The sequence below is a fragment of the Wenyingzhuangia aestuarii genome, from assembly GCF_011927765.1.
Lineage (GTDB): Bacteria > Bacteroidota > Bacteroidia > Flavobacteriales > Flavobacteriaceae > Wenyingzhuangia > Wenyingzhuangia aestuarii.
In genome coordinates, this window is sequence record NZ_JAATJG010000018.1 from 13,450 (window position 1) to 25,943 (window position 12,494).

The 12,494-nt window shown below is 32.0% G+C and carries 12 protein-coding genes; 7 read left to right on the forward strand and 5 right to left on the reverse strand.

Going from position 1 to position 12,494, the window contains the following annotated elements:
- Position 1 precedes the first annotated feature (1 nt).
- Complete coding sequence (locus GGR97_RS14160) at positions 2–820, reverse strand: hypothetical protein (RefSeq protein ID WP_167899190.1); 819 nt, start codon at positions 818–820, stop codon at positions 2–4.
- A 221-nt stretch (positions 821–1,041) separates the two neighbouring features.
- On the opposite strand from GGR97_RS14160, the gene leuC reads away from it, so the two are divergent.
- Together leuC and leuD are read left to right on the forward strand one after the other, a co-directional pair.
- Positions 1,042–2,448 (forward strand): 3-isopropylmalate dehydratase large subunit, encoded by a 1,407-nt coding sequence (leuC, locus tag GGR97_RS14165; protein ID WP_167899191.1) that lies wholly within the window; start codon positions 1,042–1,044, stop codon positions 2,446–2,448.
- A 12-nt stretch (positions 2,449–2,460) separates the two neighbouring features.
- Positions 2,461–3,060 carry a 3-isopropylmalate dehydratase small subunit gene (gene leuD / locus GGR97_RS14170; RefSeq protein ID WP_167899192.1) on the forward strand — a complete coding sequence of 200 codons (600 nt, stop codon included), beginning with the start codon at positions 2,461–2,463 and terminating at the stop codon, positions 3,058–3,060.
- 100 nt (positions 3,061–3,160) lie between these two features.
- Here leuD and GGR97_RS14175 read toward each other — a convergent pair whose 3' ends face one another.
- Complete coding sequence (locus GGR97_RS14175; RefSeq protein ID WP_167899193.1) at positions 3,161–4,030, reverse strand: hypothetical protein; 870 nt, start codon at positions 4,028–4,030, stop codon at positions 3,161–3,163.
- Between the two features lie 441 nt (positions 4,031–4,471).
- On the opposite strand from GGR97_RS14175, the gene GGR97_RS14180 reads away from it, so the two are divergent.
- The 3 genes from GGR97_RS14180 (at position 4,472) to GGR97_RS14190 (ending at position 8,008) form a co-directional block, all read left to right on the forward strand.
- Positions 4,472–5,989: an alpha-isopropylmalate synthase regulatory domain-containing protein gene (locus GGR97_RS14180; protein WP_167899194.1), complete on the forward strand. Its 1,518-nt coding sequence runs from the start codon at positions 4,472–4,474 to the stop codon at positions 5,987–5,989.
- Between the two features lie 40 nt (positions 5,990–6,029).
- Positions 6,030–7,085 (forward strand): 3-isopropylmalate dehydrogenase, encoded by a 1,056-nt coding sequence (gene leuB / locus GGR97_RS14185; protein ID WP_167899195.1) that lies wholly within the window; start codon positions 6,030–6,032, stop codon positions 7,083–7,085.
- A gap of 143 nt (positions 7,086–7,228) precedes the next feature.
- Positions 7,229–8,008 (forward strand): T9SS type A sorting domain-containing protein, encoded by a 780-nt coding sequence (locus GGR97_RS14190; RefSeq protein WP_167899196.1) that lies wholly within the window; start codon positions 7,229–7,231, stop codon positions 8,006–8,008.
- Between the two features lie 40 nt (positions 8,009–8,048).
- Here the strand turns inward: GGR97_RS14190 and GGR97_RS14195 are convergent, their stop codons facing one another.
- Together GGR97_RS14195 and GGR97_RS14200 are read right to left on the reverse strand one after the other, a co-directional pair.
- Entirely contained in the window at positions 8,049–9,131 is a 1,083-nt protein-coding gene (locus GGR97_RS14195) for a hypothetical protein (RefSeq protein ID WP_167899197.1), read from the reverse strand.
- A gap of 27 nt (positions 9,132–9,158) precedes the next feature.
- Positions 9,159–10,097: an endonuclease/exonuclease/phosphatase family protein gene (locus tag GGR97_RS14200; RefSeq protein WP_167899198.1), complete on the reverse strand. Its 939-nt coding sequence runs from the start codon at positions 10,095–10,097 to the stop codon at positions 9,159–9,161.
- Positions 10,098–10,241: 144 nt separating this feature from the next.
- Here GGR97_RS14200 and hflX point away from each other — a divergent pair, with 144 nt between their 5' ends.
- Positions 10,242–11,465: a GTPase HflX gene (gene hflX / locus GGR97_RS14205; RefSeq protein WP_167899199.1), complete on the forward strand. Its 1,224-nt coding sequence runs from the start codon at positions 10,242–10,244 to the stop codon at positions 11,463–11,465.
- A gap of 6 nt (positions 11,466–11,471) precedes the next feature.
- Positions 11,472–11,921, forward strand: a complete 450-nt coding sequence (locus tag GGR97_RS14210; protein ID WP_167899200.1) for a YhcH/YjgK/YiaL family protein — start codon at positions 11,472–11,474, stop codon at positions 11,919–11,921.
- A gap of 62 nt (positions 11,922–11,983) precedes the next feature.
- On the opposite strand, the gene GGR97_RS14215 is transcribed toward GGR97_RS14210, so the two are convergent.
- A complete protein-coding gene (locus GGR97_RS14215; protein WP_167899201.1) occupies positions 11,984–12,493 on the reverse strand; it encodes a DUF3124 domain-containing protein in 510 nt (169 codons plus the stop codon).
- Between the last annotated feature and the right edge of the window lies 1 nt (position 12,494).

Below are 12,494 nucleotides of genomic sequence, written 5' to 3' on the forward strand. Positions count from 1 at the left end.
GTTAATAGATCTCTAAGGAACCAATCATTCTATCTGTTAGTAGTTCGTAGTCTTTATTGTTGTTTGCCCAAAAAGTAATCATATAAATAAGCGTTAAATCGTTTTTAATACAGGCAACACTCTTAAAATGTACTTCATTTCCATCGCTCATAAAGGTTCCTTTTTTTAAAACAGCAGGATAATTATTTATTTGAATGGTTTCGTCATTGTAAAATAAATCAGAACCGTTTAATGCTTGGTAAGTTTGTAGAATAGCTCCATCACCAGCTCCTTTTGCATTTAATTTACCTATAGCCTTGTCGTAAACACTAGTCATAACAACTGCTCCAAATCCAGCAAAGTTGTTGTAAACATAGTAGTCCATTTCTTTAATAAGTTTTTTTACTTCTGCCGGAATAGGAATTTCATCTTCTTGTTTTTCTAACCAATAAGGAGATTCAATAGCTACTTTATTTCCCATAAAAAATTGTTTTCCCCATTCTTTGTCTAAAAGTTCGGAAACAGGAAAAGCATATTCGTAGAAAAAACTAAACACATTGGCACTGTAATTTTTTCCAAAATAAGCTCCAACCCCTATAGAAACAACAATAAAGCAAATTTGCAATACTTTTTTAAAAGTAAGTTTGTTGTTGCTTTTTTTAGTGGCAGTTTTATGAACACCTACCTCATTGGTAAAATCTTCAAAACTTTTGGTTGGGTGCTTTTTTTGCCATGTTTTGTAGTTGTTGCTAAGTTTTTTTCCACAAGCATCACAGAAAATTTGATATTCAGAATTTAACAAGTTGTCGTGTTTACAACTATCGCACTTTAAATATTTCATCATTTAGGTTTGGGTATGATAAAGGTACATATAGAATACACTTGTGAACAAATAGTAAACTATATAATTTTGAATTTTAAACAAGGATGTAGTCTTTCTTGGGCATCGTAATAATTTAGAGCCAGTCTAATAGGTTATAGTCCCTTTTTTTGTAAATTTGCCGACCTGTAATTCATTGAATTGCAACCATAATAGAAAACAATAAATAAGTCGAAAACAATATGGCAACAACATTATTTGACAAAGTTTGGGATTCACATGTAGTACGTCACGTACAAGACGGACCAGATGTGTTCTTTATCGATCGTCATTTTATCCATGAAGTTACGAGTCCAGTAGCCTTTTTAGGATTAGAAAGTAGAGGAAACAGTGTATTGTATCCAAACCGTACGTTCGCTACGGCAGATCACAACACACCAACTATGAACCAACATTTACCTGTAGCAGATGCTTTATCTGCAAATCAGTTAAATGCTTTGGAAAGAAATGCTAAAAAGCATGGAATTTCTCACTGGGGGTTAGGAGATGTTAACAATGGTATTGTACACGTAGTAGGACCAGAAAATGGAATTACATTACCTGGAGCAACTATTGTATGTGGAGATTCTCATACATCTACACATGGTGCTTTTGGAGCTATTGCTTTTGGTATTGGTACTTCTGAAGTAGAAATGGTATTATCTACTCAATGTATTATGCAGTCTAAGCCTAAAGCTATGCGTATTAACGTAAATGGTAAATTAGGATTAGGAGTAACTCCTAAGGATGTTGCTTTATACATTATTTCTAAGCAAACTACTTCTGGAGCTACAGGTTACTTTGTAGAATATGCAGGAGATGTTTTTGAAGATATGACTATGGAAGGTCGTATGACTGTGTGTAACTTATCTATTGAGATGGGTGCTCGTGGTGGTATGATTGCTCCAGATCAAAAAACATATGATTACATAGCTGGTCGTGCTCAAACTCCAAAAGGAGCTGATTGGGACAAAGCAATGAAATATTGGGAAACTTTATCTACGGATGAAGGAGCTGAATTTGATGCAGAATTTAACTACGATGCAGCAGATATTGAACCAATGATTACTTACGGAACAAACCCAGGAATGGGAATGGGAGTAACAAAAGATATTCCTACTGCAGAATCTGTAGAAGGTGGTGTAGATACTTACAGAAAATCTTTAGGTTATATGGATTTCCACGAAGGAGATACTATGATTGGTAAAAAGATTGATTTTGTATTCTTAGGATCTTGTACAAACGGACGTATAGAAGACTTTAGAGGATTCTGTTCTATTGTAAAAGGACGTAAAAAAGCAGATCACGTAACAGCATGGTTGGTACCAGGATCTCACAAAGTAGTAGATCAAATTAAGGCAGAAGGATTAGATAAGATTATTGAAGAGGCTGGATTTGTATTAAGAGAGCCAGGATGTTCTGCTTGTTTAGCAATGAACGATGATAAAATTCCTGCAGGAAAATTATCAGTTTCTACTTCTAACCGTAACTTTGAAGGTCGTCAAGGACCAGGATCTAGAACTTTATTAGCTTCTCCTTTAGTAGCTGCGGCTTCTGCAGTAGAAGGTGTAGTAACAGACCCAAGAACAATTTTAAACGCTAACGCTTAAATATAGAATACAATGGCTTACGATAAATTTGAAGTATTAACAAGTACAGCTTATCCATTACCTATTGAGAATGTGGATACAGATCAAATCATTCCTGCTCGTTTCTTAAAAGCAACTGAGCGTGTAGATTTTGATATTAACTTTTTCCGTGACTGGAGATACAATGCAGATGGAACTCCTAAAGCGGATTTTCCATTAAATCAAGAAAAATATGCAGGATCTAAAATTTTAGTAGGAGGTAGAAACTTTGGTTCTGGTTCTTCTAGAGAGCACGCAGCTTGGTCTGTGTACGATTTTGGATTACGTTGTGTAATTTCTTCTGCATTTGCAGATATTTTTAAGAACAACTGTTTAAATGTTGGAGTATTGCCTGTGCAAGTTTCAGCACCGTTTGCAGATAAATTGTTTAACGCAATTGAAGCAGATCCTAAAACAGAAATCAAAGTAGATTTACCAAACCAAACAGTTACTTTAGTAGCTACAGGTGAGTCTGAATCTTTTGATATTAATCTTTATAAAAAAGATAACATGTTAAATGGATTTGATGATATTGATTACTTAAAAAACATTGAAGGAGAAATTACTGAATTTGCAGCTAATAGACCTTTCTAAAACAAAGATATTCGAGCGTAGTCGAGAATATTCTTATCAATAAATAAAAAAGCGTTTCACTTAATTGTGAAACGCTTTTTTTATAGAAATTAGTTATCTCTTAGTCAATCAAAATTGAGCTAACTTCTTTGTCTGTATATATATATGGATCATCAGATTCAAAATAAAAATAGGCAAATTGATTACCTGAAATCGCACTGTTTAAATCATTGTATTTATAGGTGATATTAGAACCTTCAGAAGTAATTACATTAGGTTCACCATATTTATTAACTACATCTTGCATTAATATACCTCCAGTGTTAGTAAAACTACCTAGTCCATCAATATCATAAGAAAATGGGACTCCGTTTTTACTGGTTTCATTTTCAATTGTAGCTGTCCAATCCTTAGCCATTAAACGTACACTAATAACGGTGTTGTTTGAATTAAGAGAGGTGAAATAAAAACCTTTTGAGAAATAGTACCAATAATTATAGGTAGTGGACGTTGTTACTCCCGTGTTTTGATTTGTTGTTGTATTGGTAAAACTGCTTTTTCCTTCTGGTTCTCCGTGAATTAAAAATATTTTGTAGATGTTGTCTTCATCTATTTCAACTCCTTCTGTTGTTTTATAGTTTGTTCCATGTTCTAAAAAGTTTACAAAAACTTGGTCTTTTTGGGTTGTGTTATCTTGATTAGAAGTAATTTCTATAATCCCAGAACTTGCTTGGCTTGATGAGAATTGGTAAGCATTATCTGAAGATTGAGTTATTGTAATATTTGGTTCATCTGTAGTTACAGTAATACTTTCATAGCTATTGGTTTTAAAAGTTAGTGATATTTCACCATCAATAAATGAATTTTGTTTGTTAATGGAGATGTCGTAAATAATTTTATTAGCATTTGAAGAAATATCATTGTCTTTAGAACAGGATATTAATAAGGTGATGATTAAAGAGATTTTAAATAAGTTTTTTAGTTTTTTCATAATAGGATTTAATTTTTTTTAAGAATACTATAAAGCTATAAAGATTGTAAGGTGTTGATGTTCTCTTATCGCTTAATGATTTTCTTTTATCAATCATAAAAAGATATCTTATTTTGTCATTTTATTGATTTTCAGATGATGAGATATATGTTGTTGAGAAGTGTTTTGTTGAGGTATAAATTTTTAGAATACTTTTTTTTAATAGTATCTGATTAAACAGGTAGTTTTATGATGGATAAAAAAAGCTTTTATGGAGTTGATTTTGGGTTTATGTTTAGGGAATTGAGAAAGAGACTTTGTTAGATATTTTAAAAGTGTTTTACTTAATTGTGAAACGCTTTTTTTATATTTGCATTCTGTATTTTTTAGGAGGTGTTTGGTTTAAAATGATTGTAAATCAGTAATTAAAATTTTCCTTTCCTAAAAATTAGCTTCAATATTATGAGCCAAAAGAAAATAGAAATAATGGATACAACACTCCGTGATGGTGAACAAACCTCTGGAGTGTCATTTGCAGCCAACGAAAAACTAACCATTGCCCAATTGTTGTTGGACGAATTAAAAGTAGATCGTATAGAAATTGCTTCGGCACGTGTTTCTAAAGGTGAGTTTAATGCTGTAAAAAAAATTACAGAATGGGCTAGTCAAAATGGTCACATAGATAAAATTGAAGTTTTAACTTTTGTAGACAAAGGAACTTCTATTGAGTGGATGAAAGAGGCTGGAGCCAAAGTTCAAAACTTGTTAACAAAAGGTTCTATGAATCATTTAGAACATCAGTTAAGAAAAACTCCAGAACAACATTTTTCTGAAATTTCTGCTTCTGTAAAAGAAGCAAAAGAAAATGGTATTGAAACCAATGTGTATATGGAAGATTGGTCTAATGGAATGCGTAATTCTAGAGACTATGTTTATCAATATTTAGATTTTATTGCTACTCAAGGAGTCAAAAGAATTATGTTGCCAGATACCTTGGGAATTTTAACTCCTCAAGAATCTTTTGAATACATTAAAGAAATAAAAGATAAATACCCAACATTACATTTAGATTTTCACTGTCATAACGATTATGATTTAAGTGTAGCAAATGCAATGGAAGCTATTAAAGGTGGTGCTGATGGTTTGCATTTAACTTTAAATGGTATGGGAGAACGTGCAGGAAATGCTCCTTTAGCAAGTGTAGTTGCGGTGGTAAATGATTTTATGCCCGATTATTTAGTAGAGGTAAATGAAAAAGCATTGTACAAAGTAAGTAAAATGGTAGAAGCCTTTTCGGGATTTAAAATTCCAGAAAGCAAACCTATTGTTGGAGAAAATGTCTTTACACAAACAGCAGGAATTCATGCTGATGGTGACAACAAAAAGAACTTGTATTTTAATGATTTGTTACCTAAACGTTTTGGACGTAAGCGTAAATATGCGTTAGGAAAAACATCAGGAAAAGCAAATATTCAGAAAAATTTACAAGATTTAGGGTTAAACTTAAATGATGAAGAATTAAAGCTAGTAACTCAAAGAGTAATTGAATTAGGAGATAAAAAGGAGTTGGTTACACAAAACGATTTACCCTACATTATTTCTGATGTATTAAACTCTAATACAATTGCAGAAAAAGTAAAGGTAGAATCTTATGTGTTAACACACGCAAAAGGTTTAAAACCATCTACAACAGTAGCTGTTTCTTTTGAGGGTGAAACTATTGAAGAGAGTGCTAGTGGAGATGGTCAATACGATGCATTTATCAAAGCATTACGTAAAATTTATGACAAAAAAGGATTAGTTTTGCCAACGCTTACAGATTATGCTGTACGTATTCCTCCAGGCTCTAATTCTGATGCACTGTGTGAAACAGTAATTACTTGGAGTTTAAAAGGAAAAGAATACAAAACACGTGGTTTAGATTCAGATCAAACAGTATCTGCAATTATGGCTACCGAAAAAATGTTGAACATTATATAATCAAATGTCATGTATAGCATGACGACATAAATATTACAAGATGAAATTAAACATTGCATTATTAGCTGGTGACGGAATTGGACCAGAGGTAATTGATCAGGCTGTAAAAGTTTCTGATGCAATTGCTGCAAAATTTGGACATGAATTAACTTGGAAGCCTGCTTTAACAGGAGCTGCTGCTATTGATGCAGTTGGAGAACCTTACCCAGACGAAACTCACGAGATTTGTAAATCTTCTGATGCTGTTTTATTTGGAGCTATTGGTCACCCAAAGTATGATAATGATCCTACTGCAACAGTTCGTCCAGAGCAAGGTTTATTAAAAATGCGTAAAGCATTAGGGTTGTTTGCAAATGTACGTCCTACTTTTACTTTTCCATCTTTATTAGATAAATCTCCATTAAAAAGAGAGCGTATTGAAGGTACTGATTTAGTTTTCTTAAGAGAATTAACAGGAGGTATTTACTTTGGTGAAAAAGGAAGAAGAGATGGTGGAGACACTGCTTTTGATAACTGTGTTTACACAAAAGAAGAGGTAACTCGTTTGGCTAAAAAAGGTTTTGAATTAGCAATGACTCGTTCTAAAAAATTATGTTGTGTAGATAAAGCCAATGTATTAGAAACGTCTCGTTTGTGGAGAGAAACTGTACAAGCAATGGAAAAAGATTACCCAGAAGTAGAGGTGGCTTATGAATTTGTAGATGCTGTAGCTATGCGTTTGGTACAATGGCCTAACTCTTATGATGTATTAATTACTGAAAACTTATTTGGAGATATTTTAACAGATGAAGCTTCTGTAATTTCTGGATCTATGGGATTAATGCCATCTGCATCTATGGGATCTGATATTGCTTTATTTGAGCCTATTCATGGTTCTTACCCACAAGCAACAGGGTTAAATATTGCAAACCCAATGGCAACAGTATTATCTGCTGCTATGATGTTTGAGAGCTTTGGATTACAAGAAGAAGGAGCTGCAATTAGAGCCTCTGTAAACAAAGCTTTAGCTGAAGGTGTTGTTACTGAAGACTTAGCTGATGGAGGTAAATCTTATGGAACTAAAGAAGTTGGAGACTGGTTAGCTGCTAATATCTAATTTTAATCATAATTTTTTTTAAAAGCCATCTATTTATTAGATGGCTTTTTTTTGTTGATAAACATTTGTCAAATGTCAATTTTGTGTTAAATTATTCTTTTTTGTTGTGTTATTTTTATGGATAACTCAATAAAAAACTAATTATGATTAAAACATTACTAAAAAAAGCGGTTTTTTCTGCATTATTGCTATCTTCTGTTGTGGGGTTTTCTCAAGAACCTGTTGTTACAATAACAAGTGTAACTAGTCCTGCTAACATAACAAGAGGGCAGTCTTGTACTTTTGTTGTAGGATATACTACAGATAAGCCAACTACGGATCCAGATATAACAACTACATTTTCTTTTTACCTAAGAAATGGAAATAATAATATTGTAGGTGGTTTTCCTAGTGTTACAATTCCTCATACAAACGGTGTAGAGCAAACAATAGATGTTACTTTTACTTGGCCTACAGAGATTGCTGCAGATGATTTAGCCACAAACGGAGGTAATGGTCATCAAATTAGAAGTTCATCTAATTTAGCCAGTGGTTTATTTTACGAACTTAGATTTTTTAACTCTGGGGATAAAACAGATTTTGATTGGCAAACTGATAAAAGTTTAATTTACGGAGGAGATACTGCGAATATTGTACCTAATGGAGATATTAATAAAGACGGTTTTATCGGTTTAAAAGTTAATGATATTGTAATCGTTGGAGATGATACTTTAAGTACAGCAGGAATTAAAGGTAAATCTACTGGAGTAAGAGTTTCGGGAGCTTCTTTATTAGTTACAGATGCTGCAAACTACCAAATATTAAGTATTGCAGGAGCAGTTGTAGCTCAAGGTTCTGCCAGTAACAGTATTGATATTTCTGGATTAGCTTCTGGAATCTATATTTATAAATCAATTAAAGGAAATGCTAAGTTTGTTAAATAAAATAAGTGTTTTCTAATTCATAAAAAAGGTCTGTAAATATTTACAGACCTTTTTTTTGTTTTAAAATCTCGTACTCTAATAGTAGAGTAACCGTATACCCATCGCATTTAGTTCTTAAGCCTAAGAGCTTAACTAATTTATATTTTTGAAGTTTCCTAGCCCATAATTTTGGAATCATTAACGGAATAGAGGTGTAGAAATAATCTGTTGTTTTTAAAACATCATCTAGTTGATAGTTAAGTTTTGTTTTAGGTTTTATGCCCAAGTTTAACAAAGAAATGTGATAAAAAAGCTGATTGATAAAAGATTGTGGTTGTGTTAGTAGTGTTTTTATATCATCAATTAATAAATGTCTTAAAATAACAAGTTCGTTGTTTTTAAAAGGTTGTTTTATCAATCTACTTAAGTGATAACAAATTTGTGCTGTAGTTGGGTAACAAGGAGATATTAAATACGGATAATTTATATAATCTCTAGAGGCCACAGCTCTTAGCAAATAGGTAATAGAATCTTTGTCTTGTTTAATTTTGGGTAATTTATTTCTAAAAGACCATAATAAAATGTTACACAAAACACAAGCATCTGTTTCTATAGGCATATTTTTTCCAAAATATACATTGTAGGTTTTTAACTCTCCGTAATTTATTCTTTTATGAAAATTCCATTTAAGTGTACCGTTAGCATGTTTTACTAACTTTTCTTTAAGCCAATCGTGTTTGTGTTTTTTGTGATCTGTTAAATATACATACACGGTGTCATCAGAATCATCGGCCAATTTAAAAAAGTTGTAATGTCTCATTATTTTCCCGTTTGGAAAAAAATCCATAGGGTTGGTTTTAAAAAAATTATAGGTTTTTTTTCCTTTAAAGTTTTTAAAACTAGGATAACATTTAAGTGTTTTTTTTATGATTTCTTTGGCAATCAGTTGGTCTGCTTCAGATAATTCATCAAAATATTCTTGTAGTGTAAAAGCAATAGCTGTAGAGAAAAACACATTTTCATCTTCCCTAGAATATGGTGCTAAACTATGTAAGCGTTGGGAAGCAAATATCCCTTTTAAATAACCATTAGCGTGGCTATTTATTTGTTGTTGCTTTAATTTTAATAATAGAGTTGATATCAAACACTTACAGTTTGTACTAAATGTACGTTATTTTTTAAAAATAGCATATACCGGAAAATGATCGCTAAAACCACCTCGGTAAAATTTACCAATGTAAGTTCGTAAAGGTTCGCCTTTTCCTCGTCCTGTCCAGTCTGTTAAAAACTCTTTGTTGTAAATTTCAGATTTTACAAATTGAGTTTGTTCAGCTTGTGTATAAGCTTTGCTGTGTAATATTTGATCAAATAAATGCCAAACACCATTATGAACTAAACTTCCTTTTTGTAGTTGATGAAGCTTGTTCATAGGATTAATAATAGAATCTGAAACAAGGTATTTATGAATGCTTTCTGAGCTAGGATCATCGTTAAAATCTCCCATTATTAAAATGTTTGCATCAGGGTCTTGTTTTAAAATTTCATCTGTTCTTTGTGATAAAATTTTAGCTAGGGCAATTCTTTTTAAGTGTGTTTTGTCTACCCCTTTTCTACGAGATGGCCAGTGGTTAACAAATACATGTGTAAGTTCTCCGTAAAGATTTCCTTTTACATATAAAATATCTCTTGTTTCATCTTTTACTCCGTTAGGTTCAAAAACCTCAATAGGAATGGCTTCAGAATCAATAAGTTCAAAAAAATCTTTGTGATATAGTAAAGCAACATCAATTCCACGTTCATCAGGAGATTCGTAATGCACACAATCGTAATTTAAATAACGAAGTGTTTCACTATGAATAATATCTAAAGCAACTTGTTTGGTTTCTACTTCTGCCAATCCAATTAGTACGGGAGGAAAAACACAATCATCCGTTCCTATCTTAGAAATTACTTTGGCAATTTTATTAATCTTATGTTGATATCTGTAATGTCCCCATTTTTTTCTACCACTAGGTGTGTAATCACTATCTAAAGTATGGGTATCATCCTTATAATCAAATAAGTTTTCGGTATTGTAAAAAGCTATTGAAAATAAGTTGTCTTCTGCCACTTTTGGATTTTTTTTGGATGCGTAAAGATATCTTTTATTAATGATATTCTTCAAAGAAAGATTGATGAATATCTATATAAAAATCCAATATTATCAACACCAACAGATAGTATTGATAATGGGGGAATTATGTACATTTGTAACATGATAGAAGAAAAGAAAGTAACCTCGGAAAAAACAGTATTGGTGGGTGTAATTACACAGCATCAAGATGAGGATAAATCTACAGAGTACTTAGATGAACTTGAGTTCTTGGTAACCACTGCTGGTGGTGTATCTGTAAAACGATTTGTTCAAAAATTAGACAAGCCGCATCCTAAAACATTTATAGGAACAGGTAAGTTAGAAGATGTTAAGGCTTATATAGATGCGCATGATATTGGTACCGTTATTTTTGATGACGAACTATCTCCTGCCCAGTCGCGAAATATTGAGAAAATTTTAGATATTAAAATTTTAGATAGAACCACATTAATCTTAGATATTTTTGCGCAACGTGCAGAAACTAGTTATGCGCGTACGCAAGTAGCTTTGGCACAGTGTGAGTATATGTTGCCAAGATTAACCAAGCTTTGGACTCACTTAGATAAGCAAAAAGGGGGTATTGGTATGCGTGGTCCTGGAGAAACAGAAATTGAAACAGATAGACGTATTGTACGTGATCAAATAGCTTTGTTAAAAAAGAAATTACAAACTATAGATAGACAAATGGCTATCCAAAGAAAGAACCGTGGTAAAATGGTTCGTGTTGCTTTGGTTGGTTATACCAACGTTGGTAAGTCTACGCTAATGAATGTAATTAGTAAAAGTGAAGTGTTTGCTGAAGATAAGTTGTTTGCAACTTTAGATACTACGGTTAGAAAAGTGGTCATTAAAAACGTTCCTTTTTTAATGACAGATACCGTTGGATTTATTAGAAAATTGCCTACACAGTTGGTAGAATCTTTTAAATCTACCTTAGATGAGGTGCGTGAAGCTGATTTGTTATTACACGTAGTAGATGTTTCTCATCCTACGTTTGAAGATCATATTAATTCTGTAAACATTATTTTAAAAGAAATAGAAAGTGCAGACAAACCAACATTAATGGTTTTTAATAAGATTGATAACTATGTGCATGAAGAAATTGAGGAAGATGATTTAGTTACCGAAAAAACAGAAAGACATTATACGCTAGAAGAATTAAAAAGTTCTTGGATGTCTAAGTTAGAAGAAGATTCTGTTTTTATCTCTGCCATTAATAAAGAAAACATGGAGGAGTTTAAAGAAACTGTTTTTGAGAAGGTAAAAGAAATTCACGCAAAACGTTTTCCATATAACAACTACTTGTATTCTGAATACGATGAAGATGGAAATCAATTAAAATAAATACAAATGATTTTAGATACACTAGAAAATGCTAATATATACAAAGCCTTAAGTAAGCGATTAGCATTAGGTTTTGACTATATTTCTAATACAGATTTTTCTGCTTTAGAAATGGGAGTTTATAAAATTGATGGAGATGATGTGTTTGCAATTTTACAGACATACGATACTAAGGAAGAGGTTGATTGTAGATTAGAATCTCATCAAAAGTATATAGATATTCAGTACCTAGTTTCTGGAGAAGAATATGTGGGAGTTACTCCTTTAAACAATCAAGAAATAACAGAAGATTTGTTACAAGACAAAGATGTTGTTTTTTACAAAGGACAGGCAGAAAATATAAAATTATCAGCAGGTAGCTTTATGGTTTTTTATCCAACAGATGTGCATGCTCCTGGTATTAAAATAAACCAATCTTCTAAGGTAATTAAAGTAGTAGTAAAGGTTGCTGTTTGATGAAATCTTAGTTGTCTATTAAAATAAAAAATCCCGAACTTTTTAGTTCGGGATTTTTTATTTTAATGAATTTTAACACCTTGTGTGGTAAAAGATAAACCTTGTTGTCCGGAAGTAGAAATCATTACGGCTTCAAACAGAGGTTCGTTACGGTTAGGTTTTATCATCCAATCAAAAACAAAATTACCACCAGTACCTCCTTCTTTGTCTGTTTCGTCAATTACAATTTCTACAGTTTCCATGGGAATTAAATAAATAGGTTTCTTAAAATAAGATCTAATTAATTTTCCGTGAGTGTCGTAATAACTAGCGTTGTTTAAGTAAATAGTGTCTTTTCTATCGGTATTTCTAATACTTATGGTAGCAGTTAGTCCGTGTTTTTTATGCTCTGTGTAACTATAAATTTGTGAATAAACAGATAGGTGACTAGCTCCACTAACTAAATTGTTGTTTGGTTTTATGGTTGCTGTTCTTTTGTTCCAATTAATTGGATTTACAGAACTTAGTTCTTGCTCTTCTTTACAAGCAGATAAGATTAGTAAAGAGAAAATAATTATAAATATGTTTTTCATA

What these genes read in the sequence shown, in the direction of transcription:
- GGR97_RS14160 (WP_167899190.1), bottom strand. Translation starts at nt 820, where the DNA reads ATGAAATATTTAAAGTGCGATAGTTGTAAACACGACAACTTGTTAAAT.
- leuC (WP_167899191.1), top strand. Translation starts at nt 1,042, where the DNA reads ATGGCAACAACATTATTTGACAAAGTTTGGGATTCACATGTAGTACGT.
- leuD (WP_167899192.1), top strand. Translation starts at nt 2,461, where the DNA reads ATGGCTTACGATAAATTTGAAGTATTAACAAGTACAGCTTATCCATTA.
- GGR97_RS14175 (WP_167899193.1), bottom strand. Translation starts at nt 4,030, where the DNA reads ATGAAAAAACTAAAAAACTTATTTAAAATCTCTTTAATCATCACCTTA.
- GGR97_RS14180 (WP_167899194.1), top strand. Translation starts at nt 4,472, where the DNA reads ATGAGCCAAAAGAAAATAGAAATAATGGATACAACACTCCGTGATGGT.
- leuB (WP_167899195.1), top strand. Translation starts at nt 6,030, where the DNA reads ATGAAATTAAACATTGCATTATTAGCTGGTGACGGAATTGGACCAGAG.
- GGR97_RS14190 (WP_167899196.1), top strand. Translation starts at nt 7,229, where the DNA reads ATGATTAAAACATTACTAAAAAAAGCGGTTTTTTCTGCATTATTGCTA.
- hflX (WP_167899199.1), top strand. Translation starts at nt 10,242, where the DNA reads ATGATAGAAGAAAAGAAAGTAACCTCGGAAAAAACAGTATTGGTGGGT.
- GGR97_RS14210 (WP_167899200.1), top strand. Translation starts at nt 11,472, where the DNA reads ATGATTTTAGATACACTAGAAAATGCTAATATATACAAAGCCTTAAGT.
- GGR97_RS14215 (WP_167899201.1), bottom strand. Translation starts at nt 12,493, where the DNA reads ATGAAAAACATATTTATAATTATTTTCTCTTTACTAATCTTATCTGCT.